Origin of the sequence: Burkholderia sp. IO2 (genome assembly GCF_029522185.1) — a bacterium.
Classification (GTDB): Bacteria; Pseudomonadota; Gammaproteobacteria; order Burkholderiales; family Burkholderiaceae; genus Burkholderia; species Burkholderia cenocepacia.
This window is the reverse complement of the sequence record NZ_JAKWFH010000004.1, coordinates 126,812-152,850: the sequence shown is the minus strand read 5'-3', so window position 1 is coordinate 152,850 and position 26,039 is coordinate 126,812. Positions and strand designations below refer to the sequence as shown.

20 protein-coding genes are annotated in these 26,039 nt (G+C 66.7%); 15 read left to right on the top strand and 5 right to left on the bottom strand.

All coding sequences use genetic code 11. The features are described from left to right. Window positions 1-199 precede the first annotated feature (199 nt). The 11 genes from MMB92_RS04025 to MMB92_RS03975 all read left to right on the top strand — a co-directional run bounded on the left by MMB92_RS04025 (window position 200) and on the right by MMB92_RS03975 (window position 14,479). Window positions 200-1,474 carry a serine hydroxymethyltransferase gene (locus MMB92_RS04025; RefSeq protein ID WP_006488995.1) on the top strand — a complete coding sequence of 425 codons (1,275 nt, stop codon included), beginning with the start codon at window positions 200-202 and terminating at the stop codon, window positions 1,472-1,474. Between the two features lie 39 nt (window positions 1,475-1,513). Next, window positions 1,514-2,485 carry a dipeptidase gene (locus tag MMB92_RS04020; RefSeq protein ID WP_006488981.1) on the top strand — a complete coding sequence of 324 codons (972 nt, stop codon included), beginning with the start codon at window positions 1,514-1,516 and terminating at the stop codon, window positions 2,483-2,485. 139 nt (window positions 2,486-2,624) lie between these two features. Continuing rightward, window positions 2,625-3,158: a DUF5943 domain-containing protein gene (locus MMB92_RS04015; RefSeq protein ID WP_006488993.1), complete on the top strand. Its 534-nt coding sequence runs from the start codon at window positions 2,625-2,627 to the stop codon at window positions 3,156-3,158. 68 nt (window positions 3,159-3,226) lie between these two features. After that, a complete protein-coding gene (locus tag MMB92_RS04010; RefSeq protein WP_006488987.1) occupies window positions 3,227-5,290 on the top strand; it encodes an NADH:flavin oxidoreductase in 2,064 nt (687 codons plus the stop codon). Between the two features lie 3 nt (window positions 5,291-5,293). Beyond that, window positions 5,294-7,219, top strand: a complete 1,926-nt coding sequence (locus MMB92_RS04005; protein WP_006488989.1) for a (Fe-S)-binding protein — start codon at window positions 5,294-5,296, stop codon at window positions 7,217-7,219. A gap of 4 nt (window positions 7,220-7,223) precedes the next feature. Next, entirely contained in the window at window positions 7,224-8,393 is a 1,170-nt protein-coding gene (locus tag MMB92_RS04000; RefSeq protein WP_080322406.1) for an electron transfer flavoprotein subunit alpha/FixB family protein, read from the top strand. Further along, window positions 8,390-9,175, top strand: coding sequence for an electron transfer flavoprotein subunit beta/FixA family protein (locus MMB92_RS03995; RefSeq protein WP_006491387.1), 786 nt, complete (start codon window positions 8,390-8,392; stop codon window positions 9,173-9,175). Before MMB92_RS04000 ends, MMB92_RS03995 begins: the two co-directional genes overlap by 4 nt. A 52-nt stretch (window positions 9,176-9,227) precedes the next feature. Next, entirely contained in the window at window positions 9,228-10,469 is a 1,242-nt protein-coding gene (locus MMB92_RS03990) for an aromatic ring-hydroxylating dioxygenase subunit alpha (RefSeq protein ID WP_006486272.1), read from the top strand. Window positions 10,470-10,498: 29 nt separating this feature from the next. After that, entirely contained in the window at window positions 10,499-11,647 is a 1,149-nt protein-coding gene (locus tag MMB92_RS03985; protein WP_006498749.1) for a hybrid-cluster NAD(P)-dependent oxidoreductase, read from the top strand. A gap of 134 nt (window positions 11,648-11,781) precedes the next feature. After that, window positions 11,782-12,645 (top strand): glycine betaine ABC transporter substrate-binding protein, encoded by an 864-nt coding sequence (locus MMB92_RS03980; protein WP_006486270.1) that lies wholly within the window; start codon window positions 11,782-11,784, stop codon window positions 12,643-12,645. Between the two features lie 178 nt (window positions 12,646-12,823). Next, window positions 12,824-14,479, top strand: a complete 1,656-nt coding sequence (locus tag MMB92_RS03975; RefSeq protein ID WP_006486278.1) for an APC family permease — start codon at window positions 12,824-12,826, stop codon at window positions 14,477-14,479. Window positions 14,480-14,652: 173 nt separating this feature from the next. On the opposite strand, the gene purU is transcribed toward MMB92_RS03975, so the two are convergent. Together purU and MMB92_RS03965 are read right to left on the bottom strand one after the other, a co-directional pair. Next, the gene (gene purU, locus MMB92_RS03970) at window positions 14,653-15,537 is read right to left on the bottom strand and encodes a formyltetrahydrofolate deformylase (protein WP_277562543.1); all 885 of its coding nucleotides are present in this window, start codon (window positions 15,535-15,537) and stop codon (window positions 14,653-14,655) included. 171 nt (window positions 15,538-15,708) lie between these two features. Beyond that, window positions 15,709-16,614, bottom strand: coding sequence for a LysR family transcriptional regulator (locus tag MMB92_RS03965; RefSeq protein WP_006486273.1), 906 nt, complete (start codon window positions 16,612-16,614; stop codon window positions 15,709-15,711). Between the two features lie 237 nt (window positions 16,615-16,851). Here MMB92_RS03965 and betC point away from each other — a divergent pair, with 237 nt between their 5' ends. From betC to MMB92_RS03945, 4 genes are all read left to right on the top strand, one after another. After that, complete coding sequence (gene betC, locus MMB92_RS03960; protein ID WP_077020994.1) at window positions 16,852-18,387, top strand: choline-sulfatase; 1,536 nt, start codon at window positions 16,852-16,854, stop codon at window positions 18,385-18,387. 45 nt (window positions 18,388-18,432) lie between these two features. Continuing rightward, entirely contained in the window at window positions 18,433-19,401 is a 969-nt protein-coding gene (choX, locus tag MMB92_RS03955) for a choline ABC transporter substrate-binding protein (RefSeq protein WP_277562542.1), read from the top strand. Window positions 19,402-19,661: 260 nt separating this feature from the next. Beyond that, on the top strand, window positions 19,662-20,801 hold the full coding sequence (locus MMB92_RS03950; protein WP_048985105.1) for a porin: 1,140 nt from the start codon (window positions 19,662-19,664) through the stop codon (window positions 20,799-20,801). Between the two features lie 244 nt (window positions 20,802-21,045). Beyond that, entirely contained in the window at window positions 21,046-22,296 is a 1,251-nt protein-coding gene (locus tag MMB92_RS03945; protein WP_277562541.1) for an MFS transporter, read from the top strand. Between the two features lie 190 nt (window positions 22,297-22,486). Here MMB92_RS03945 and MMB92_RS03940 read toward each other — a convergent pair whose 3' ends face one another. From MMB92_RS03940 to MMB92_RS03930, 3 genes are all read right to left on the bottom strand, one after another. Then, the gene (locus MMB92_RS03940) at window positions 22,487-22,855 is read right to left on the bottom strand and encodes a YbjQ family protein (RefSeq protein ID WP_006491379.1); all 369 of its coding nucleotides are present in this window, start codon (window positions 22,853-22,855) and stop codon (window positions 22,487-22,489) included. Window positions 22,856-22,987: 132 nt separating this feature from the next. Continuing rightward, the gene (locus tag MMB92_RS03935) at window positions 22,988-24,238 is read right to left on the bottom strand and encodes a M20/M25/M40 family metallo-hydrolase (protein ID WP_277562540.1); all 1,251 of its coding nucleotides are present in this window, start codon (window positions 24,236-24,238) and stop codon (window positions 22,988-22,990) included. A 79-nt stretch (window positions 24,239-24,317) separates the two neighbouring features. Then, window positions 24,318-26,030, bottom strand: a complete 1,713-nt coding sequence (locus MMB92_RS03930; RefSeq protein ID WP_048985100.1) for a M36 family metallopeptidase — start codon at window positions 26,028-26,030, stop codon at window positions 24,318-24,320. Window positions 26,031-26,039: the final 9 nt, after the last annotated feature.

The window sequence follows — 26,039 nt, the reverse complement described above, 5'->3', positions numbered from 1 at the left end:
AAAGCACGACCGGTCACTTGTATAAAACGGACGCGCATGGCGGAAAAGGCAAAGAACGCGTCTAAATTCATCAATCCGCCGAAAATCCGAACGACAAGAATAGAGCCGTCGGCAGCCTTGCACTGGACGAGCGGGAAACCCAGGCACGGCGGGCCTTGAGCTTCGGTTACAGCCCTTTATTCTTCGTCACGGACGCACTATGTCGAACACCCAGCCTTTCTTCTCGCAGCCCCTTGCCGAGCGCGACGCGCCGGTGCGCAGCGCCATCCTGAAGGAACTCGAGCGTCAGCAGTCGCAGGTCGAGCTGATCGCGTCGGAAAACATCGTGTCGCGCGCCGTGCTCGAGGCGCAGGGCTCGGTACTGACCAACAAGTACGCGGAAGGCTATCCCGGCAAGCGCTATTACGGCGGCTGCGAATTCGCCGATGAAGTCGAGGCGCTCGCGATCGATCGCGTGAAGCAGATCTTCAACGCCGGCTATGCGAACGTGCAGCCGCACTCGGGCGCGCAGGCGAACGGTTCGGTGATGCTCGCGCTGGCGAAGCCGGGCGACACGGTGCTCGGCATGTCGCTCGACGCGGGTGGCCACCTGACGCACGGCGCGAAGCCGGCGCTGTCGGGCAAGTGGTTCAACGCGGTCCAGTACGGCGTGAACCGCGACACGATGCGCATCGATTACGACCAGGTCGAGGCGCTCGCGCACGAGCACAAGCCGAACCTCATCATCGCCGGCTTTTCGGCGTACCCGCGCGCGCTCGACTTCGCACGCTTTCGCGCGATCGCCGACAGCGTCGGCGCGAAGTTGATGGTCGACATGGCGCACATCGCGGGCGTGATCGCCGCGGGCCGCCACGCGAACCCGGTCGAGCACGCGCACGTCGTCACGTCGACCACGCACAAGACGCTGCGCGGCCCGCGCGGCGGCTTCGTGCTGACCAACGACGAGGAGATCGCGAAGAAGATCAACTCGGCCGTGTTCCCCGGCCTGCAAGGCGGCCCGCTGATGCACGTGATCGCCGGCAAGGCGGTGGCGTTCGGCGAGGTGCTGCATGCGGACTTCAAGACCTACATCGACAACGTGCTCGCGAACGCGCAGGCGCTCGGCGAAGTGCTGAAGGCCGGCGGCGTCGATCTCGTCACGGGCGGCACCGACAACCATCTGCTGCTGGTCGACCTGCGCCCGAAGGGCCTGAAAGGTGCGCCGGTCGAGCAGGCGCTGGAGCGCGCGGGCATCACCTGCAACAAGAACGGCATCCCGTTCGACACCGAGAAGCCGACCGTCACGTCGGGCATTCGCCTCGGCACGCCGGCGGGGACGACGCGCGGTTTCGGCGTCGCGGAGTTCCGCGAGATCGGCCGCCTGATCCTCGAAGTGTTCGACGCGCTGCGCGCGAACCCGGAAGGGGACCACGCAACCGAACAGCGCGTGCGCCGCGAGATCTTCGCGCTGTGCGAGCGCTTCCCGATCTACTGATCGCCCCCCACAAGAACAGTCACACGAGCGAGAGCAGATATGAGCACGCTGCATCAGGACAGCATCATCATCGACGGACTGAACATCTCGAAGTTCGAGAAGCCGGTGTTCGAGGACATGCGCCGTGGCGGCATCACGGCCGCGAACTGCACGGTGTCGGTGTGGGAGAACTTCACCAAGACCGTCGACAACATCGGCGTGATGAAGAAGAAGATCCGCGACAACGGCGAGCTGCTGACGCTCGTGCGCACGACGGACGACATCTTCCGCGCGAAGAAGGAAGGCAAGACCGGGATCATCCTGGGCTTCCAGAACGCGCATGCGTTCGAGGACAACCTCGGCTACATCGAAGCGTTCGCCGACATGGGCGTGCGCGTCGTGCAGCTTTGCTACAACACGCAGAACCTGGTCGGCACCGGTTGCTACGAGCGCGACGGCGGCCTGTCGGACTTCGGGCGCGAAGTGATCACCGAGATGAACCGCGTCGGCATCATGGTCGACCTGTCGCACGTGGGCGGCAACACGTCGTCGGAAGCGATCGCGTTCTCGAAGAAGCCGGTGTGCTATTCGCACTGCCTGCCGTCGGGCCTGAAGGAGCATCCGCGCAACAAGAGCGACGCGCAGCTGAAGGAGATCGCCGATGCGGGCGGCTTCGTCGGCGTGACGATGTTCGCGCCGTTCCTGAAGCGCGGGATCGAAGCGAACATCGACGACTACATCGAGGCGATCGACTACGTCGTGAACCTGATCGGCGAGGACGCGGTCGGCATCGGCACGGACTTCACGCAGGATTTCGCGAAGGAATTCTTCGACATGCTGACGCATGACAAGGGCCGCTATCGCCAGCTGACGAACTTCGGCAAGGTGATCAACCCGGACGGCATCCGCACGATCGGCGAATTCCCGAACCTGACCGCGGCGATGGAACGCCACGGCTGGAAGGAGTCGCGTATCCGCAAGATCATGGGCGAGAACTGGGTGCGCGTGTTCAAGGACGTGTGGGGCGCGTAAGCGCCACCCCCGCCGAACCCGCTACTCGCGTTTCAACATAAAAAAATCGGGACGTGCCAACGCTTGCCGCGTTGGCGCGCGGACGATGTCGCGCCTGCGCACTGAACCGCGCGGCCACTTTCCTCACGGAGTCACCACGATGCAACCGCAACTGCCGATCAACGTCGATCCCGATACCGGCGTCTGGACCACCGACGCGCTGCCGATGCTGTACGTGCCGCGCCACTTCTTCACGAACAACCACGTCGCCGTCGAGGAAGCGCTCGGCGTCGAAGCGTATGCCGAAATCCTCTACAAGGCCGGCTACAAGTCCGCGTACCACTGGTGCGACAAGGAAGCGAAGCTGCACGGCCTGACCGGCATGGCCGTGTTCGAGCACTACCTGAAGCGCCTGTCGCAACGCGGCTGGGGCCTGTTCTCGATCATCGAGGCCGATCCGGCGAGCGCCCGCGCGAAGATCGAACTGCGCCACTCGTCGTTCGTGCTCCAGCAGCCGGGCAAGGAAGGCAAGCTCTGCTACATGTTCGCGGGCTGGTTCGCCGGCGCGATGGACTGGGTCAACGACACGACGCCGGAAGGCAAGGGCGCCCCGCGCGCGCAATCGAAGGAAGTGCAGTGTGCGGCCGAGCATCACGACCACTGCGTCTTCGAAGTGTCGCCGATCGCGCACTGACGCATTGATTCACTGAAACAGAACAACACCCGCAACACGAGACATTCGAACGCCAGAGGTCGCCAGCGATGCGTTATCCCCACCTGTTCAAACCCATGCAGCTGAACCAGCTGACGCTGCGCAACCGGATCGTCAGCACCGCGCACGCGGAGGTGTACGCCGAGCCGGGCGGCCTGCCGGGCGACCGCTATATCCGCTACTACGAAGAAAAGGCGAAGGGCGGCGTCGGCCTGGCCATCTGCGGCGGTTCGAGCCCGGTGTCGATCGACAGCCCGCAGGGCTGGTGGAAATCGGTGAACCTGTCGACCGACAAGATCATCGACCCGCTCACGCGCCTGGCCGACACGATGCACAAGCACGGCGCGAAAATCATGATCCAGGCGACGCACATGGGCCGCCGCTCGTCGTTCCACGGCGAGCACTGGCCGCACCTGATGTCGCCGTCGGGCGTGCGCGAACCCGTGCACCGCGGCAATGCGAAGATCATCGAGATCGAGGAAATCCGCCGCATCATCGGTGATTTCGCGGCGGCCGCGAAGCGCGTGAAGGCGGCCGGCATGGACGGCATCGAAATCTCCGCCGCGCACCAGCACCTGATCGACCAGTTCTGGAGCAAGCGTTCGAACCATCGCACCGACGAATGGGGCGGCAGCCTCGAAAACCGCCTGCGCTTCGGCATCGAAGTGCTGACGGCCGTGCGCGAGGCGGTCGGCAAGGATTTCTGCGTCGGCCTGCGCATGTGCGGCGACGAATTCCACGAGGACGGCCTCGATCACGAGGCGCTGAAGGAAATCGCGCAGGCGATGTCGGAGACGGGCCTGATCGACTACCTGAGCGTGGTCGGCTCGGGCGGCGATACGCACAACACGATCGCCAACTGCATGCCGCCGATGGCGTTGCCGCCGGAGCCGTTCGTGCACCTCGCGGCCGGCATCAAGTCGGTCGTGAAGATTCCGGTGATGCACGCGCAGAGCATCCGCGATGCGGGCCAGGCCGAGCGCCTGCTCGCGAACGGGATGATCGACCTGGTCGGCATGACGCGCGCGCAGATCGCCGATCCGCACATGGTGATCAAGATCCGCGATGGCCGAGAAGACGAAATCAAGCAGTGCGTCGGCGCGAACTACTGTATCGACCGTCAGTACAACGGCCTCGACGTGCTGTGCATCCAGAACGCGGCGACGTCGCGCGAAGCGACGATGCCGCACATCATCGAGAAGTCGCGTGGCCCGAAGCGCAAGGTCGTGGTGGTCGGCGCGGGTCCCGCGGGCCTGGAGGCGGCGCGTGTCGCGAAGCTGCGCGGCCACGACGTCGTGCTGTTCGAGAAGAACGCGGAAGTGGGCGGCCAGGTGATGATCGCCGCGAAGGCGCCGCAGCGCGAGCAGATGTCGGGGATCATCCGCTGGTTCGACATGGAAACGAAGCGTCTGGGCGTCGACCGGCGCCTCGGCGTGGCCGCCGACGAGAAGATGATCATGGCCGAGAAGCCGGACATCGTCGTGCTCGCGACGGGCGGATCGAGCTTCACGTGGCAGGTGCCGGCGTGGGGCGTGGCCGAAGGCCTCGCGGTCAGCTCATGGGACATCCTGACCGGCAAGGTCGAGCCGAAGCAGAACGTGCTGCTGTTCGACGGCGTGAGCACGCATGCCGGCGCGGGCGTGGCCGACTTCATGGCGAGCCGTGGCTCGAAGGTCGAGGTGGTGACGCCCGACGTGAAGGTGGCCGACGACTGCGGCGGCACGACGTTCCCGATTTTCTACCGTCGCCTGTACGCGTTCGGCGTGATTCCGACGCCGAACACGATGCTCGATCGCGTCTATGAAGAGAACGGCAAGATGATCGCCGTGCTGCGCAACGAATACACGGAAGAACTGGAAGAGCGCGCCGTTGACCAGGTGGTGATCGAGAACGGTTCGTCGCCGAACGACGAGCTGTACTGGAAGCTCAAGCCGGAATCGGTGAACCGCGGCCAGATCGATCCGCACACGCTGTTCGCGGCCGAGCCGCAACCGTGCCTGTCGGAAGAGCTCGGCAACGGCCGTTTCCTGCTGTTCCGTGTCGGCGACTGCATCTCGATGCACAACGTCCACGGTGCGATCTACGACTCGCTGCGTCTCGTGAAGGATTTCTAAAAGATGAACCCGTCCTTCCTCATTACCGCCCTGTTGTGGCTGTCGGTGGCGGGGCTCGCGTTCGCGGTCGCGAAGCGCTCGTCCTACTGGCGTCTGGGTCGCGCGACGGCGCCCGGCTCGTTCGGCGTCGCGAACCTGTTCGCGATTCCGAAGCGTTATTTCGTCGACCTGCACCACGTGGTCGCCCGCGATCCGTACATCGCGAAGACTCACGTCGCGACCGCCGGCGGCGCGATCGGCGCGCTCGCGCTGGTGTTCGTCAACTACGGCCTCGCGATCTACTCGCCGTGGCTCGACAAGCTGATCTTCGTCGCGGCGCTCGCGATGCTGGTCGGCGCGGTGTTCGTGTGGCGCCGCCGCGCGGCGAAGGACGTGCCGGCGCGCCTGTCGCGCGGCCCGTGGAACACGCTGCCCTGGCTGCTCGGTTCGTTCGCGCTCGGCCTCGTGCTGTTCATGCTGGTGCCGACCGGCGCGATGTCGGGCGCGTTCGCGGTGCTCTGCGCGCTGCTGATCGGCATCGGCGCGTTCACGATGACGGTCGGCGCCGCGAAGGGCGGCCCGATGAAGCACGCGATCGCCGGCCTGCTGCATCTCGCGTTCCATCCGCGCCAGGAGCGTTTCGCGGCCACCCGTGAATCGTTCACCGGCAACGGCACGGCCACGCCGCCGACCGCACTGAAGCTGCCGGACATCGAGCATCAGGAGTACGGCGTCGCGAAGCCGGTCGAATTCCGCTGGAACCAGTTGCTGAGCTTCGACGCATGCGTGCAGTGCGGCAAGTGCGAAGCCGCGTGCCCCGCGTTCGCGTCGGGCCAGCCGCTGAATCCGAAGAAGCTGATCCAGGATCTCGTGGTCGGGATGGCCGGCGGCACCGATGCGGCGTACGCGGGCAGCCCGACGCCGGGCCTCGCGGTCGGCCAGCATCGCGGCGAGCCGAACGGCCCGATCGTGTCGGGCCTGATCGAGGAGCAGACGCTGTGGTCGTGCACGACCTGTCGCGCATGCGTGCAGGAATGCCCGATGCTGATCGAGCACGTCGACGCGATCGTCGACATGCGCCGCAACCGCACGCTCGTGCACGGCACGGTGCCGGGCAAGGGCCAGGAAGTGCTCGCGAACCTGCGCGAGACGGGCACGATGGGCGGCTACGACACGGCCGCGCGCTACGACTGGTCGGTCGACCTGAGCGCGCCGGTCGCGCAGCCGGGCAAGCCGGTCGACGTGCTGTTCGTCGCGGGCGAAGGCGCGTTCGACATGCGCTACCAGCGTACGCTGCGCGCGTTCGTCAAGGTGCTGAACAAGGCGGGCGTCGATTACGCGGTGCTTGGCCCGACCGAGACCGATACGGGCGACGTCGCCCGCCGGCTTGGCGACGAAGCGACGTTCCAGCAGATGGCGAAGCGCCTGATCGGCACGCTCGGCACGCTGTCGTACCAGCAGATCGTGACGGCCGACCCGCACGTGATGCACAGCCTGCGCAACGAATACCGTGCGCTCGGGCTGCGCGTGACGGTCAAGCATCACACGACCTATCTGGCCGAACTCGCCGACAGCGGCAAGATCGCGCCGAAGGCGGTCGAGGCGCTGCAGGAGAAGCGCACCACGTATCACGATCCGTGCTACCTCGGCCGCTACAACGGCGAGATCGAAGCACCGCGCAAGCTGTTGAAGACGATCGGCATCCAGGTCGTCGAGATGGAGCGCAACGGCATGCGCGGCCGCTGCTGCGGCGGTGGCGGCGGTGCGCCGCTGACCGACATCCCCGGCAAGCAGCGCATTCCGGACATCCGCATCGCCGACGCGCGCACGATCGGCGCGGACGTGGTCGCGGTTGCGTGCCCGAACTGCACGGCCATGCTCGAAGGTGTCGTGGGCCCGCGCCCCGACGTGCTCGACGTCGCCGAACTCGTCGCTGCCTCGCTGGAGTGAATCGATGAATACGATCAAACGAATCGATCCGCGCCGGCCGTTCATCATCACGGCCGCCGGCCTGAAGCGTATCACGCTCGGCGAGGAAGGCAGCGCCGATGCGAACGCCGCGCAGTGGTCCGCGCACGGTCATGGCGGCGCGGCCGCGAAGCCGCGCCGCGCGCTGCAGGACCCGAAGCACGTGATGCTGGTGGTCGCGCACAGCGAACGCGGCGCGCTCGACGACCATTCGCGGCAGGCGATTGCCGCTGCCGCCGTGCTCGCCGATGCGCAGACGGAAGTCGCGCTGCTCGCGTTCGGCGAACTGAAGGATGACGTCGCCGAACTCGGCGTCGACAAGCTGATCGAGCTGGCCGGCTTCGATCGCCGTGCGTTCGATCCCGAAAGCGAACTGCAAGCATTGCAGGCCTGCGTGGCCGCGCTCGCACCGAAGCACGTGTTCGTGCCCGACAACGCGACAGGCGACGGCGATCTCGGCCGGCGTTACGCGGCGGCCGCCGCCGCGAGCGTCGCGACCCACGTCGTCGAAATCGACGCGAAGCATGTGGGCGCGTATGCGCAGGCCGGGCGTGCGTTTGCCACCCGGGCGCTGCCCGACGTGATCCTGCTCGCGCAGAACGCGGTGGACGCGAAGCTGCCGTTCGTCGGTGCGGGCGAGCGCGTCGCCGCCGACTTCATTCGCCCGGCGCGGGATGCCGCGCAGCCGTACCGCGATCTCGGCCTCGACGAAATCGACGCGGCCCAGGTCGCGCTCGAGGAAGCCGATTTCATCGTGTCGGCCGGCAACGGCGTGTCCGACATCGGCGCGTTCGAGCGGCTGGCCGGCGTGTTCGGCGCGGCGATCGGCGCGAGCCGCGTCGCGGTCGACAACGGCCACTTCACGCGCGACAAGCAGGTCGGCGCGACCGGCAAGACGGTCGAGGCGAGCGTGTACATCGCGTTCGGCATCTCGGGCGCGGTGCAGCACCTGCAGGGGATCAAGGACTGCCGCCACGTGATCGCGGTCAACCTCGACGGCAGCGCGCCGATCGCGAAGCGCGCGAACCTGACGGTGGTCGGCGACGCGCAGGCGACGATCGCCGCGCTGATCGAACAGGTCCAGGCCGCGCGGGCCGCGCGCGGCGAATCGCCGGCCGCGGTCGGTACCCGTGAACCCGAAGGAGTCGCCGCATGAACGCCCCTCGTCCCTTGCAACGCATCGCGGTGCTCGTGTCCGTCGGCCGGCATCCGGTCAGCGGCGTCGCGCGCTACAGCCGCAACGATGCGGCCGCGCTCGAAACCGGCCGGCAGCTCGCCGACAAGCATCGCGCGACGCTCGATGTGATTCATGCCGGCGACCCCGCGAATGCGGCGCTCGCCGAGTATCTGGCGCTCGGTGCGCGAGAGGTCGAAGTGCTGGCCTGCCGCGACGGCGACGATGCCGTGCACGCACTCGCCGCGCGCCTCGACGGCTACGACCTCGTGCTGACCGGCACGCGCGCCGAGGGCGCGTACGACACCGGGATGCTGCCGTATCGCATCGCCGCGGCGCTCGGCTATCCGCTCGTGGGCTCGGCCGTCGACGTGACGGTCGACGGCGGCCGCGCGGCGGTTCGGCAATTTTTGCCGAAAGGGCTGCGGCGGCGTGTCGACGCGGCGCTGCCGGCCGTCGTCGCCGTGCATCCGCTTGCGAGCGTGGAGCCGCGCTATGCGTATGCACGGCTGCGCGCCGGCGCGATCCGGCCCGCGCTCGCGGCGCCCGGCGCGGACGCCGATGCGGCCGCGTGGACGGTCGGCCCGGTCGAGCGTAAACCCGTAAAGCTGGTCGCCGCCGAGAAGCGCTCCGGGCATGCGCGGATGCTGTCCGCGACGACGACCGAAAGCCGTGGCGGCAACGTCGTAAATGAAGGGAGTTCGGTCGAAAAAGCACAAGTGATCCTCGCGTATTTGCGCGAGCATCAGCTCATCGACTACTGATTTTGATGCCTGTCGGCAAGAACCCAGGGATGCAAGGAATCCGGAGCAAACGATGAAAGTATCGGCAGACATTCGTGCATTGATCGAGCGGCGCAAGGAAGGGCACAGCCTCGACGCACCGTTCTACACGAGCGAGGACATCTTCGCGCTCGACATGGAGGCGATTTTCCGCCAGCACTGGATCCAGGTGGCGATCGAACCGGACATTCCCGAGCCGGGCGACTACGTGACCGTGGAGCTGGGCAGCGATTCGATCCTGATCGTGCGTGACGACGACATGGCGATCCGCGCGTTCCACAACGTGTGCCGTCACCGCGGCGCGCGCCTGTGCAACGAAGATAAAGGCTCGGTCGGCAACATCGTGTGCCCGTACCACAGCTGGACCTACAACCTGACGGGCCAGCTGATGTTCGCCGAGCACATGGGCGAGAAGTTCGATCGCTGCAAGCACAGCCTGAAGTCGGTGCACGTCGAGAATCTCGCGGGCCTGATCTTCATCTGCCTCGCGGACGAGCCGCCGGTCGATTTCGCGCAGATGCGCGCCGAGATGGAGCCGTACCTGCTGCCGCACGACCTGCCGAACACGAAGATCGCCGCGCAGATCGACATCATCGAGGAAGGCAACTGGAAGCTCACGATGGAGAACAACCGCGAGTGCTATCACTGCGTCGCGAACCATCCGGAGCTGACGATCTCGCTGTACGAATACGGCTTCGGCTACCAGCGTTCCGACGCGAACGCCGAAGGCATGGACGCATTCGCCGAAACGTGCGTGCGGCGCGGCAAGGAGTGGGCCGAGATGGGCCTGCCGTCCGCCGAAATCGAGAAGCTGCTCGACGTGACGGGTTTCCGCACGCAGCGCCTGCCGCTCGATCGTCATGGCGAATCGCAGACGCTCGATGCGAAGGTCGCGTCGAAGAAGCTGCTCGGCGGCTTCGACAAGGCCGATCTCGGCGGGCTGTCGTTCTGGACGCAGCCGAACTCGTGGCACCACTTCATGAGCGATCACATCGTGACGTTCTCGGTGATCCCGCTGTCGGCCGGCAAGACGCTCGTGCGCACGAAGTGGCTCGTGCACAAGGACGCGAAGGAAGGCATCGACTACGACGTGAAGAACCTCACGGCCGTGTGGAACGCGACCAATGACCAGGATCGCGCGCTCGTCGAATTCTCGCAGCGCGGCGCGACCAGCAGCGCGTACGAGCCGGGCCCGTATTCGCCGTACACGGAAGGTCTCGTCGAAAAATTCTCGGCCTGGTACATCGGCCGGCTCGCCGAAAAAACCGGCGCGTAGTACTTAGCAGCGTATATGCGGAGCAAGACATGATGCGAGATGCGGCCAATTTCGAGCCGGCGGACAGCCGGGTGACGCACCCGGCGTTCTGGAACGCGCTGCCCGAGCGCTGGACGAGCGACGTCGAGGAAACGCTGGTGTGCTGCCACGTGCGGCAGGAAACCCACGACGTGAAGAGCTTCTTCTTCCGTTCGCCGCAGGGCCGCACGTTTTCGTTCGAGCCCGGGCAGTTCATCACGCTCGAGCTCGACATCGACGGCGAGACGATCAATCGCTGCTACACGATCTCGTCGTCGCCGGCGCGGCCGCACACGATCTCGATCACGGTCAAGCGCGTGCCGGGCGGCAAGGTGTCGAACTGGCTGCACGACAACCTGCAGCCGGGCGCGGCGGTACGCGTGCTCGGCCCGGCCGGCGAATTCACGTGCGCACGGCATCCGGCGCGCAAGTACCTGTTCCTGTCGGCCGGCTCGGGCGTCACGCCGCTGATGTCGATGAGCCGCGCGCACCATGATCTCGCCGAGGATCGCGACATCCTGTTCGTGCACAGCGCGCGTACGCCGGACGACATCATCTTCGCGCGCGAGCTCGACCTGATCGCGTCGAACCACACGAATTTCCGCACGTCGTTCGTCGTCGAGCGCGTCGGCGCACGTACCAACTGGCCGGGCGTCACGGGCTTCCTGACGCTGCCGCTGCTGAAGCTGATCGCGCCGGATTTCATGGAACGCGAGATCTTCACGTGCGGCCCCGCGCCGTACATGAAGGCGGTGCGCGACCTGCTCGACGAAGCCGGCTTCGATCGCAAGCAGTATCACGAGGAAAGCTTCTCGTTCGAGACGCTCGCGCAGACCGCGAGCGACGAAGTGCTCGCCGAACTCGTGCCGGCCGCCGACGGCGTCGACGCCGCGACGAAGCAGTACACGGTCAGCTTCGCGAAGAGCAACCGCGAGATCGCGTGCGGCTCGGAGCAGCACGTGCTCGACGCGGCGCGCCAGTCGGGCGTGCGGCTGCCGGCCTCGTGCACGCAGGGCATGTGCGGCACCTGCAAGGTGAAGCTGGTGTCGGGGCAGGTCGAGATGAAGCACAACGGCGGCATCCGCCAGCGCGAGATCGATCAGGGGATGGTGCTGCTGTGCTGCAGTAAGCCGCTGTCGGATCTCGTGATCGACAAGTAGTCGAAACAGGCCATCGGCTGTCCGGGCGCGTCGCGTCCGGACAAGCTTCCGTCGGAAAACAACGATACCGCGGATTTGTGGTTGAAGAACCTAGAGAGACAACGCGCACGGTGCGCAGACCAAGGAGATCGACCATGAAACTGTTCGGAAAGCTGTTGTGGACCGGCGCTCTGTCGGCGATGGTGGCATTGAGCGCATCGGCGCTCGCCGATACGAAGCCGACGCTGAAAATCGGCTACGTCGAAGGCTGGGACGACAGCGTCGCGACGTCGAACGTCGCGGCCCGCGTGATCGAGAAGAAGCTCGGCTACGAAGTGAAGCTCGTGCCGGTCGCGGCCGGCATCATGTGGCAGGGCGTTGCGCGCGGCGATCTCGATGCGACGCTGTCCGCGTGGCTGCCGGTCACGCACGGCTCGTACTGGGACGAGTACAAGGCCAAGGTCGTCGACCTCGGCGCGAATTTCCCCGATGCGAAGATCGGCCTGATCGTGCCCGCGTACGTGAAGGCGAAGAGCATCGACGACCTGAACGCCGAGAAGGGCAGCTTCGGCGGCCGGATCGTCGGCATCGATGCGGGCGCCGGCGTGATGCGCAAGACCGACGACGCGATCAAGAGCTACGGGCTGAACTACACGCTGATGCCGAGCTCGGGCAGCGCGATGACGGCCGAGTTGTCGCGTTCGGTGGGCGCGAACAAGCCGGTGATCGTGACGGGCTGGGCGCCGCACTGGATGTTCGCGAAATGGAAGCTGCGCTTCCTCGAGGATCCGAAGAAGGTGTTCGGCGGCGCCGAGCACGTCGACAGCGTCGTGAATCCGGGCCTCGAAACCAAGGCGAAGCCGGTCGTCGCATTCCTGAAGAAATTCCAGTGGAAGCCGGGTGAAATCGACAGCGTGATGCTGGCGATCCAGAACGGCTCGAAGCCGGAAGCAGCCGCCGACGCGTGGATCGCAGCCCATGCGGACCGCGTGAATTCGTGGACGGAAGGCGCGCAGTAAGCACCTCGACATACGTCGTACGAATCATCATAAAAACACGCCGGGAATGGCATGCAGGAATCCGAAACAATCAGGATGTAATGCGGCCATATCCCGGAATTCTTTTTCAGATTCTGCAAAAAAGCCCGTAAGTTGTTACACTACGGCGCTTGTGCAGAATCATCACAGGAGGAACTGGATGAGTCAGGCAGGACTGCGTGCGAACCGCACCAGTGATGTTGGAACACCCATCTCACATGATTCGACGGGCCACACGCTGCATCGTGGCCTGACCTGGAAAGACGCTTTTTGGGTGACGAGCGGCGTGCCGGCAGGCGTGCTGTTCACGATCGGCGGCGTATGCGCGACGATCGGCCAGCCCGCGTGGGCGATCTGGATCGCCGCGATCACGATGGGGCTGATTCAAAGCGCGACTTATGCGGAAATATCGGGGCTATTTCCCCATAAATCGGGCGGCGCGTCGGTGTACGGCGCGATTGGCTGGGTCCGTTACAGCAAGCTGATTGCCCCGGTGTCCGTGTGGTGCAACTGGCTCGCGTGGTCGCCGATGCTTGCGCTCGGCTGCGGCCTCGCGGCGAGCTATGCGCTCACGAGCCTCTTTCCCGCCGATGCGGCGGTGCTGCACTGGCAACTCAAGGTTGCGGATCTCGGTTTCATCAAGCCGGGTCTGTCTCTGCGAATCAACGCGACGTTCATCATCGCGACGATTCTGCTTCTCATCACGTTCAAGCTTCAGCATAGCGGCGCATCGAAGGCTGCGCGTACGCAGCGCATTCTCGGGATTGCATCGCTCACGCCGCTCCTGATCGTCGGCATCGTGCCGTTCGTCACCGGCGACGTGCCGATGTCGAACCTGCTCCCGTTGCTGCCGCTCGGTCACGACGCGCAGGGCAACCTCACGGCCGCGACCTTCGGCTCGTGGAACGGGCAGGGCGTGACGATGGCGCTCGGCGCGATGTTCATGGCCGGCTGGGCCTCGTACGGCTTCGAGACGGCCGTCTGCTATACGCGCGAATTCCGCGATCCGCGGCGCGATACCGCCAAGGCGATTTTCTGGTCGGGTGCGTTGTGTCTCGTCGTGATGACGCTCGTACCGATGGCGTTCCAGGGCGCGCTCGGCACGCAGGCGATGCTCGATCCGGCGATTGGCGACGGCACCGGCGTCGCGGCCGCGATGGCGAAGATCGTCGGCGGCGGCGCGTGGGTCGCGAACGCGGTCGTCGTGATGCTGATGCTGTCGATCCTGCTGATCGTGATGACGTCGATGATGGGCTCGTCGCGCACGCTGTACCAGGCATCGGTCGACGGCTGGCTGCCGAAGTACCTGTCGCACGTGAACGAGCATGGCTCACCCACGCGTGCGATGTGGACCGATCTCGGCTTCAACCTCGTGTTGCTGATGATGTCGGACTACATGACGGTGCTGTCGATCTCGAACGTCTGCTACATGCTGTTCGTATTCCTGAATCTCCAGTCCGGCTGGATCCACCGGATGGATCGCGGCAACTGGGACCGGCCGTTCCGCTGCCCGACCTGGCTGCTCGTCGCGGGCTCGATCTGCGGCTATGCGAACCTCGTCTACGTCGGCGCGGGCGCGAACCTGCAGGGTGAAGGCACGCTGCGCAACGGGCTGATCGCGATGCTGCTGATCGTGCCGGTGTTCCTGTTCCGCCACTACTGGCAGGATCGCGGCCGTTTCCCCGCGCAGATGCAGCGCGACATGGAGCTCGAAGTGCCGCAGCGCGCGATGTGGCTGAGCCTGATGCCGTATGCGGCGCTGATCGGTGCGGGGCTGACGATCTGGCTGTCGTATTACTTCGCGTGGGTGAAGTGATGCGGTAATGCATGCCGATGCGTGCGTGTGGCAGCACGCGATGGCTCCGGAAACCGCACACGGGGCCATCGCGAGAAGCGCCGGCGCAACACGACGGCAAAAAAAGGCCCGAACGGAACACGCCGGTCGGGCCTTGTTCGTTTCTGCCGCCTTCGAACGCGACGGCGGTCTGCTTACGGAAACACCACCGTCCGGTCGCCGTTCAAAAACACCCGCCGCTCGATGAACGCCTTCACCGCACGCGCGAGCGTGAGACTTTCGACGTCGCGTCCCACCGCGAGCAGTTGCTCGGGACGCAATGCATGATCGACACGCTCGACGACCTGCTCGATGATCGGGCCTTCGTCGAGATCGTCGGTGACGAAGTGCGCGGTCGCGCCGATCAGCTTCACGCCGCGCGCATGCGCCTGGTGATACGGCTTCGCGCCCTTGAAGCCGGGCAGGAACGAGTGGTGGATGTTGATCGCGCGATTCGCGAGCTTCGCGCTCGTCTCCTGCGACAGCACCTGCATGTAGCGTGCGAGGATCACGAGCTCGGCGCCGCTCGATTCGAAGAAGTCGAGCCATTGCGCTTCCTGCTGCGGCTTGGTCTCGGCCGTGATCGGGAAGTGCCGGAACGGCAGTCCGTGCTGCGCGGCGAGCGGCTCGAAGTCGGGGTGGTTCGACACGATGCCGACGATGTCCATCTTCAGCTCGCCCATCCGCCAGCGGAACAGCAGGTCCGCGAGGCAGTGCTCGAGCTTCGACACCATGATCAGCACCTTCGGCCGCGCATTGACGTCGTGGATCGCCCATTGCATGTCGCCCGCGTGGCCGCCGAGTCCGGCCGCGATCGGGGCGAATTCCTGGCGCAGCGCGTCGATCTGCAGCGTTTCATCCGTCGGATGAAAGACGCAGCGCACGAAGAAGCGGTTGCTGAGATCGTCGTCGAACACGTTCAGCGCATCGACATAGCAGCGATGGCGATCGAGAAAGCCGACGACGGCGGCGACCTGGCCGGCCGCGCTCGGGCACGACAGTGTCAGGACGAATTGATCGGGGCGGTGCTCGGCGGTCATGAGACTCCTCGGATGGCAGGGGCGCACGGCCGCGCGGCGGCGCACGACAGCGCCGCGCCGCGCGGGTAGCGGGAGACTCAAGTAAATCAGGACGATTTCGGGCGGGATAGAACCAACCCGCCGTGTGGCTGGTATCGGTGCGCCAGCGGGGCCAGCGGGACGGGCGCTGCGTCAGGCCCCCGCGCACGCGTCGAGCAGCCAGCGCCGGAACACGTGCGTCGCGTCCGGCTCGGGCCGCTGCGGCGGCCGCACCAGGAAGTAGCCGCGCGACGTGACGACGGGCGCATCGACCAGTTTCACGAGCTGGCCGCACGCGACGAGTTCGTCGACGAGCGGCGACCAGCCGAGCGCCACGCCTTCGCCGAGCAGCGCCGCATGGATCACGAGCGCATAGCTGTTGAAGGTCACGCCGCGGGCGGCGGGTGGCGGTTCCAGGCCGTGCGCGTCGAACCAGCCCGACCACGACAGCCAGCGCTCGGGGCGCGTCGGCTGCACGTGCAGCAGCGGTAGCGCGAGCAGATGGTCGGGCCGCGTGACGCCCGGGTGCGCGTCGCGGAACGCGGGCGCGCAGACGGGCGTCACGGATTCCGGAAACAGCCGCGCGGCCGTGCACGACGGCCAGTGGCCGTCGCCGAACAGGATCGCGATGTCGCCGTGGTCACGCTGCGCGTCGTAATCCTGTGACGTGACGACGCGCACGTCGACGTCCGGCATCACGCGCTTCAACCCGGCCAGACGCGGCATCAGCCAGTAGGTCGCGAAACCGAAGTCGGTGACGATCGTGAGCGCGCCGTGCTCGCGGCGCGCGCGCAGCGTCGCGGTCGCGCCGCGCAGCGTGTCGAGGCTCAGGCGCACGGCTTCGTACAGGCACTCGCCATCGGCGGTCAGCGTGACGCCGCGCGGGCTGCGTTCGAACAGCGGCACGCCGAGTTCGGCTTCGAGTTGATACACCTGCTGGCTCACGGCCGGTTGCGTCGAGCCGAGCTCGCGCGCGGCGGCCGTGAAGCTCGCGAGCCGGGCGGCCGATTCGAACGCGCGCAGCGCCTGCATCGACGGTAACGGTTCGGGTTTCGACATAAGTCCCTCTAATGGCCCCATAAGGGCCGGACGCCTACCCGCGCGAATTCGGGCGGGCGATAGTGCAGCGGACGGTGCGGCACACGCGCTCCGTGGCGGCCGACAGGCCTCCCGCGATTCTAGCCAGCGCGGCCCGCCCGCGCGGCAGTTTCTTCAGGCCGCCTCCGTCATGCCGGACGTCTCGCTGCCCGAACGGCGAGCCGTTCCATTCGAACACCGCTTTCCCCACGACCGCCGATGACGAACCCGACACCCAACATCCTGATCCTGATGGCCGACCAGCTCACGCCGTTCGCGCTGCCGGCCTACGGCAACCGCGTCGCCCGCACGCCGACGCTCGACCGGCTCGCCGCCGAAGGCGTGGTGTTCGACGCCGCTTACTGCGCGAGCCCGCTGTGCGCGCCGTCGCGCTTCTCGCTGCTGACCGGCAAGCTGCCGTCGGGGATCGGCGCCTACGATAACGCCGCCGAATTGCCGGCGCAAACGCTGACGTTCGCGCACTACCTGCGCGCGGGCGGCTACCGGACGATGCTGTCCGGCAAGATGCATTTCTGCGGACCCGACCAGTTGCACGGCTTCGAGGAACGCCTCACGACCGACATCTATCCGGCCGATTTCGGCTGGGTGCCCGACTGGGACAGCCCGACCGAGCGGCCGAGCTGGTATCACAACATGAGTTCGGTGCTCGACGCCGGCCCGTGCGTGCGCACGAACCAGCTCGACTTCGACGACGAGGTCACGTTCGCCGCGAAGCAGAAGCTGTACGACGTCGCGCGCGAGCGCGCGGCCGGGCACGATGCGCGGCCGTTCTGCATGGTCGTGTCGCTGACCCATCCGCACGACCCGTATGCGATCACGCGCGAATACTGGGATCGCTACGACGATGACGAGATCGACATGCCGGCCGTGCGGCTCGATGCGGCCGACAGCGATCCGCATTCGCAGCGGCTGCGCTTCGTCTGCGAGAACGACCGCACGCCGCCGACCGACGCGCAGATCCGCGCCGCACGCCGCGCGTATTACGGCGCGACGTCCTACGTCGATACGCAGTTCGGCAGCGTGCTGGCCGCGCTCGAGCAATGCGGGTTCGCCGACGACACGATCGTGATCGTCACGTCGGACCACGGCGACATGCTCGGCGAGCGCGGCCTCTGGTACAAGATGACGTTCTTCGAAGGCGGCTGCCGCGTGCCGCTGATCGTGCATGCGCCGGGCCGCTTCGACGCCGCGCGCGTGCGCGGGCCCGTGTCGCACGTCGACCTGCTGCCGACGCTCGTCGAGCTGGCCGGCGCCGCGCCCGCCGGCGGCTGGCCGGACCCGGTCGACGGCGCGAGCCTCGTGCCGCATCTGCACGGCACGCCCGCGCACGAAGTCGCGCTCGGCGAATACCTCGCGGAAGGCGCGCTCGCGCCGGTCGTGATGATCCGCCGCGGCGACTGGAAATACGTGCATTGCCCGGCCGATCCCGATCAGCTCTACAACCTGTCCGACGACCCGCGCGAACTGACGAACCTGGCCGGCCGGCCGGAAGCCGCCGACGTGCTCGCCGCGTTCCGCGCGCACGCCGCGCAGCGCTGGAACCTGCCCGAGCTGGACAGGCAGGTGCGCGCGAGCCAGCGGCGCCGGCGTTTCCATTACGCGGCGACGACGCAGGGCCGCATCCAGGCGTGGGACTGGCAGCCGTTCACCGACGCGAGCCAGCGCTACATGCGCAATCACATCGAACTCGACACGCTCGAGGCGATGGCGCGTTTTCCGCGCGTCGGGCGCTGAGCGTCCGGCATCGCGGTCATTGAAAAACGACGGAGGAAGCGAACCATGAAACGGCAAGGCAATGCAGCAATCCGAAGGATCGGCGCGGCGTTCGCCGCCGCCGCGTGCGTGGTGGCGATGCAGCCTGCGTCTGCCGCCGATCCGCAGACGTGCAGCGACGTGAAGATGGCGGCGCCCGGCTGGACCGACATCGACGCGACGAACGCGATGGCGGGCGTCGTGCTGAAGGCGCTCGGCTATCGGCAGGACGTGGCGAATCTGTCGGTGCCGATCACGTACCAGGGGTTGAAGAAGGGGCAGGTGGACGTGTTCCTCGGCAACTGGATGCCCGCCCAGGCGCCGCTCGTGAAGCCGTTCGTCGACGAGAAATCGATCGACGTGCTGCGTGCGAACCTGAGCGGCGCGAAGTTCACGCTCGCGGTGCCCGACTATGTGGCCGCCGCCGGCGTGCATACGTTCGCCGATCTCGCGCGCTACGCGGACCGCTTCGGCGGCAAGATCTACGGGATCGAGCCCGGCGCGCCCGCGAACCAGAACATCAAGCGGATGCTGTCCGACCACGCGCTCGGGTCCGCGAACTGGTCGCTCGTCGAATCGAGCGAGACCGGCATGCTCACGCAGGTCGAGCGCGCGGTGCGCGACAAGCGCTGGATCGTGTTTCTCGCGTGGGAGCCGCATCTGATGAACACGAAGTTCCATCTGACGTATCTGTCGGGCGGCGATGCGTATTTCGGCCCGAACTACGGCGGCGCGACGGTCAACACGGTCACGCGTTCCGGGTTCGCCGGCCAGTGCGCGAATCTCGCGCGGCTGTTCCGGCAGATGACGTTCTCGGTCGACGTCGAGAACCGCATGATCGCCGACATGCTCGACAACAAGACGTCGCCCGCGCTCGCGGCGCAGCATGCGCTGAAGGCCGAGCCCGCGCTGGTTGCCGCCTGGCTCGACGGCGTGACGACGGCGGCCGGCGCACCGGGCCTGCCGGCCGTGCGCGCGGCCCTCGACGCGCGCTGATTCCCTCCCATCGGGCGGCCGGTTTTCACCGTGCCGCCTGTCTACGTGTTTTCCCGATCCGTCGCATCGTGACCATTTAGTGTCGCCTTCAGACGGGTGACGCGAAATATGGGTTTGTATTTTTCGCCAATGGCTGCGTTATTGCGGAAAACGAAATGCCGAAGCCAGCGGGGCGGTCTGAATTCGAATCCACCGGCGCATCGCGGCACGCGTCGGGAAGCGATTCTATCCATCGAACGGTTCAGGGAGGGTGGTCGACAATGAAGCACACGAAAGTTGCCGTAGCCGCCGCGCTTGCATGCGCGGCCTGTATTCCCGCCATCGGGCATGCGCAAAGCAGCGTGACGCTGTACGGGATTCTCGACGCCGGGATCACCTACGTGAACAACACGGGCGGTTCGCACGTGGTCAAGTTCGACGACGGCGTCGCATACGGAAACCGCTTCGGCCTCAAGGGCACCGAAGACCTGGGCGGCGGCCTGAAGGCCGTGTTCGCGCTCGAGAGCGGCTTCCGTCTCGGCAACGGGCAACTCGGCTTCGGCGGCGCCGAATTCGGACGGCAGGCGTATGTCGGCCTGCAGAACGACTGGGGCACGCTGTCGTTCGGTAACCAGCTCGACATCACGAACGAACTGGTGTCGATCTACAACATCTCGGCGTGGGGCAGCGGCTATGCGATCCACCAGGGCGACTTCGACCGCTTCAACGGCGACCGCCTGCCGAACTCGGTGAAGTTCCTGTCGAACGACATGAGCGGCTTCAAGTTCGGTGCGATGTACTCGTTCGGCAACGTCGCGGGCAACTTCCATCGCAACAGCGCATGGAGCGCGGGCGCGAGCTTCACGAAGGGCGACTTCTCGATCGGCGCCGCGTACACGCGCCTGAACAACCCGAACGGCATCTACGCGTTCGATCCGTACGCGATGATCGGCACGCACACGTTCCTCGGCCAGCAGACCGTCACCGTCGATCCCGCGACCGGCGCGCGCACCGACCTGTTCGCGAACACGCCGATGGACGTCGACAGCCAGGGCACGTTCGGCATCGGCACGAGCTACACGATCGGCAAGCTGACGCTCGACGCCAACTACTCGTATACGACGATCAAGGGCTTCGGCCAGTCGTCGCACATGCAGGTGTACGAAGGCGGCGGCCTGTACCAGTTCACGCCGGCGCTGAGCTTCATCGCGGGTTACCAGCACACGCGCTTCGAAGGCCATCACTGGAACCAGGGCACGGCCGGCCTGCATTACCTGCTGTCGAAGCGCACCGACGTGTACATCTCCGGCGACTATCTGCGCGCGTCGCAGGGTGTCGATGCGGTGATCGGCTACAGCTTCACGCCGTCGACGACGCAAACGCAGGCCGACGTGCGGATCGGGATGCGGCATTCGTTCTAAGCGGGGTGGTGGGGTGGTGTGACGTCTTCAGCGAGGTCTCTCTTTGGCGCGAACCGCGGTTCGCGCTTTTTTTTTTGTGCGGTGTGCCGGCTCGACGGCGCGCGTGCCGGCGGCCGGCCGGTTTTCAGCCGTTGGCATATCATCGCGATTTGGCCGCGTCCGCACCGTTACCGCACGCCCACTCGCGTGCGGCGTCGCTTTTCCCGAACGGTTGCAGTGCGCACCGCCAACCGCCGAGACCCCGATGACTACCCCCGTGCCCGATTCCAGTCCGTTGTCCCCGTTACCCGCCAACCTGTTCCGCCACGCGCCGTTCCAGCGTTTCTGGGGCACGCGCGTGATGTCGTCGCTGGCCTTCCAGATCCTGTCGGTGGCCATCGGCTGGTACGTGTATGCGCTCACGCACAGTGCATTCGCGCTCGGTCTCGTCGGCCTCGCGCAGTTCGTGCCGATGTTCGCGCTGACGCTCGTCGTCGGGCAGGTGGCCGACCGCTACGACCGTCGGCGCATCGCGACGATCTGCCAGAGCGTCGAGGCGCTGGCCGCCGGCGTGTTCCTGCTCGGCGCGATGCAAGGGTGGCTCGCCGCGCCGGCCGTGTATGCGCTCGCGGCGATCGTCGGCACGGCCCGCGCGTTCGAGTCGCCGTCGGTGTCGTCGCTGTTGCCGGCCGTCGTGCCGCGCAGCGACCTGCCGCGCGCGACCGCATTGTCGACGTCCGCGAACCAGGCCGCGCAGATTCTCGGGCCCGCGTTCGGTGGGCTGCTCTACGGTGTCGGCGCGCCCGTCGCGTTCGGCACGAGCGTCGCGGCATTCGCGATCGCGGCGATGCTGAGCGGCACGATTCCGCTGCGCGGCGCGCCGCCCGCCCGCGAGCCGGTCACGCTGCGCTCGGTGTTTTCCGGCATCGCGTTCATCCGGCGCGAACCGGCGATTCTCGGCGCGCTGTCGCTCGACCTGTTCGCCGTGCTGTTCGGCGGCGCGACCGCGTTGTTGCCGATCTATGCGCGCGACATCCTGCAGGTCGGCCCGTGGGGGCTCGGTGCGTTGCGCGCGGCGCCGGCAGTCGGCGCGCTCGCGGGCACGCTGTGGCTCACGCGTTTTCCATTGAAGGGGCGGCCGGGCCGCGCGATGTTCGGCGGCGTGATCGCGTTCGGCGTCGCGACGATCGCGTTCGGGCTGTCGACGCATTTCGCGCTGTCGCTCGTCGCGCTGGCGGCGCTCGGCGCGTCGGATGTCGTGAGCGTCGTCGTGCGACTGTCGCTCGTGCAGCTGCGCACGCCCGACGACATGCTCGGTCGCGTGAGCGCGGTCAATTCGTTGTTCATCGGCACGTCGAATCAACTCGGCGAATTCGAATCGGGCGTGACGGCTGCGTGGTGGGGCGCGCCCGCGGCGATCGTCGTCGGCGGCGCGGCGACGATCGCCGTCGCGCTGACGTGGATGCGGCTGTTCCCGAGCTTGCGGAACATGGCGTCGCTGGAGCGCGATCATTGAGCCGACGCGAGAGGCCGATGCTTTCAGGTGAAGCCGGCTTCTCGTTCACTGCAGTTCATTTCAAATTGCTTTCTCGTTTCAGTCACATGCCAAACGACGGCCGTGCCGGACAATCATTCGACAAAACGGTTTTTCGGCACCCGGTTCGGTCGAATGGCAGTGTGTGCGGCCAGCGCGTCGCGGCGGACGGTCAGGCGCCGGCGGCATGTGCGACCTGCACGGCCGTGCCGTAGCAGATGACTTCGGTCACGCCCGAGCCGATCTCGGTCGAGTCGTAGCGCATCGCGACGATCGCATTCGCGCCGAGCTTGCGCGCCTCGGCGAGCATCTTGTCGAACGCCTGCTCGCGCGCCTTTTCGCACAGCGACGTATAGAGCGTGATGTTGCCGCCGAAGATCGTTTGCAGCGACGCGCCGAACGAACCGACGATCGAGCGCGAGCGCACGACGATGCCCTGGGCGACGCCGAGCGAGCGGACGGTCGTATGGCCGGGCAAGTCGAATGCGGTCGTGACGCGGGCGGGCGACAGGTCGTCGAGGGAGCGGTTGGATTCGGTCATGGTGCGAAAGCGTGTAGCGAGTGGTCGAACGACGATTCTAGCCGGCCGGAGACAACGTATTCGAACGGGCGCACCCGTGCGGGTGAACGCCCGTTTCGTCGCCGAACGCGACAACCGCTCGATGAAGGGCGCTCAGCGCTTGACCGTCGCGCCGGCAAGGCCGCCGAGATCGACCGCGTAGGCGAGCGCCAGCTTGCCGAACTTCAGCGCATGGTTGGCCTGGCGATCCGAGTTCTCCAGCATGTCGTTCACCGTGTGAATGTACGGGCTGTCGTTCTGGTCGGCCTCGAACGGGAATGACGCCGGATACCCCTGCGCATTCCACGACGCGTGATCCGAGCACGCATAGCCGCATTGCGACGTGCCGACCGCGAGCTCCGGCAGGTAGGTCGCCGCGAGGTTCTTCACGTAGGTGTTCTGCGCCGCGTTCGTGTAGTCGGTGATCAGGTAGATATCCTTCGGATCGCCCTTGTAGTTCGTCATGTCGAGCTGTAGCACGCCGACCACGTTCGCATTCTGCGTGCGGAACTGCTTCGCGATCGCCTTCGAACCGAGCAACCCGGCTTCCTCGGCCGCATACCCGACGAACTTGATCGTCCGTTTCGGCCGGTAGTTGTTCGCGAGCAGCACGCGCAGCGCCTCGGTCAGGCTGGCGATGCCCGACGCATCGTCGTCCGCGCCGGGCGAGCGCGTGTTCTCCGTCGTGCGGCCCACGGTCGAATCGAGGTGGCCGCCGAGCACGACGGTGCCCGCGGCCGGATCGCTGCCGCGGATCGTCAGGATCACGGATTTCTGCGGAAAGCCCGTGTGCGCGACCTGTTCGACGGTGATGTCGGCGCGCGCCCCCGCCAGCTGCTTCCACTGCAGCGCGAGCCAGTCGGACGCGGCGACGCCGTGCGACGTCGTGTAGTAGCGGTTCGTGAAGCCGGACAGCGACGTGATCGTGCCGACGATGTTGCTGGCCTGCAGTTGCTGGACCCACGTACCGATCTGCGGCACGTTCGACACCGTGTACGCGGCGGCGGCCTGTTTCGCGAGCGTCGCCGGCAACGGTTGCAGCGCCTGGCGTGCGTCGTCGAACGAATCGTGCACGACGTAGCCGGGCCCGTGGCCGCGCGTGTGGTGGACGGCGCGGGCCAGTTCGCCGAGGCGGGAATCGTCGATTTCGACGACGTGAACGGTCTCGCGACGCGCGGCGCCGTCGGCCGCCTTGCCGGCGTCGACGGTCGTGCTGTATTGCGCGGTTGCGCTTGCATCGATGCGTTGAAGCTGACGGAACGCGGTGTCGCCGAGCGTGATCCAGACGGGTGTCGCGTGCGCGGCGGCGGTCAGCAGCATGCCGCCCAGCGCGGCGCTCAGGCGGGTCGGTTTCAGAGTAGGCATGGTCGATCTCGTGAGGATGGCGATGTCGATGAAGGGAGCGCGCCGCAGATCGTGCGAGGCGCTCCCGCCTGCTGCGGTATTACGACTTCTGCGGGACGGTCACGCCGTACGTGCAGCTCTTGTTGTACGCGTTGCCGATCGCGGTGAGCTGCGCGCTGCTGTAGCCGAGCGCGGACGCGGCCGTCAGCACGGCCTGCGCGGCGGCCTTCTGGTTGGTCGAGCCGTTGGTCATCGACAGCCCCTTCAGGAACGCCTTGTCCATCGCCTGCGCGCCGATCGCGTCGCGCGCGACGAGGTTGCACGACGCCCAGTACTGGCCGGCCGTGTGGATCTCCGCGCCGCGCGCCTGCGCATAGGTGCGCCCGACGTTCCAGTTGGTTACGCGGCCGCCCCAGAACTCGTTGTGGCCGTCCCAGTTGTAGACCCAGTGATACTGCGCATCCGACGGGCTCCACTGGTTGAAGTCGCGGCTGTACGCGGCGGCGAGATAGTCGCCGGTGCCTTCCGACAAGCCTTCCTGTTGCGACAGGCCGCCGTTGGTGATCCAGTCGTGGATACCGTGGCCGAGCTCGTGGATCACGACGTCCGCGTCTTCCGCGTCGTCGACGCCGCCTTGCCCGAAGGTCAGCCGGCCGCTGCTCGACGAATACGACGAGTTGTCGTCGCCCGATTCGCCGTGCGGGTCGTACTGCACGCCGCCCGTGTACTGGTACGGCAACGCCTTGATGCCGAGGGTCTGGTTCACGTAGCGCAGGAACGTGTCGATGTGGTAGTACACGTTCACGGCCTCGAAATACAGGTTGCCGCGCGTGAATTCGAACGCGGGCGTCGACTGCGACGGGCACGCCTTGTCGAGCGGCGCATCGAAATCGACGCACGCCGCGTACGGGCCCGTCAGCGTGTAGCGGGTGCCCGACTGCGCGAGATCCTTCAGCGTCACGCGCACGCGTGCGGCCGTGAGCTGCGTCGAGTCGGCGTCGTTGCCGTCCTTGTAGCCCGTGCTGCCGTAGCTGCTTTTCGTCGGCGACAGCGGATCGGGGCGGAACACGAAGCCGGTGCCGTCGGTCGCGTAGAACGCCTTGTCCTCGGCGCGCAGCACTTCGCCGCTGCCCGAATCGATCAGCAGTTCCCAATCGCCCTTCGGGCCGTCCTGCGGGCGGCCGCGCACCTTCCACGCGGTATGCGTGCCGGCCTTGTCGACGAACGCGACGAGTTGCGCATCGAGATGCGTGAAGCCGCTCACGCCGAGATACGCACGGGCGCGGTCGAGCGCCTGCTGCTGGTCGACGGCCTGCGACTTGCGCGTCGTCGCGACCACGCCGTTGATCGTGTTGCTCGCGACGTACAGGATGCGGCCGTCCTTCGCGACGGTCACCGCGATCTCGCTGCCGTACACGGGCAATCCGGCGGCTTGCTGCTGCAGGCGCACGACGGTGAAGTCGGCGTCGTTGCGTTCCGACGTGACGACGAGGCTCGCGAGCGCGGCCGCGTCGAGCCCGAGTTGCGCCGCCTGCGACGCGACGAAGTCGCGCGCGGTGGCGGCAGGCGTCGCGGCGGCCTTCCTGGCGCGGTAGGCCGGGTTGTACAGCGTGACGGCGACGCCGTCCGCGCGGAATTGCCCGGCGGCCGTGTCGGCCTTCGCGGCCGGCGGCGCGACGCCGCGCGTCAGGCTTTCGCGCAGGCTCGCGGCCTGCGGGTTCGATACTTTCGTATCGGCCACGGTGCCGCCGACGATGCCGAAACCGAGCGCGAGACCCAGGGCGAACGGCAATGCTTTGCGTGATGTCTGCATACGTGATCC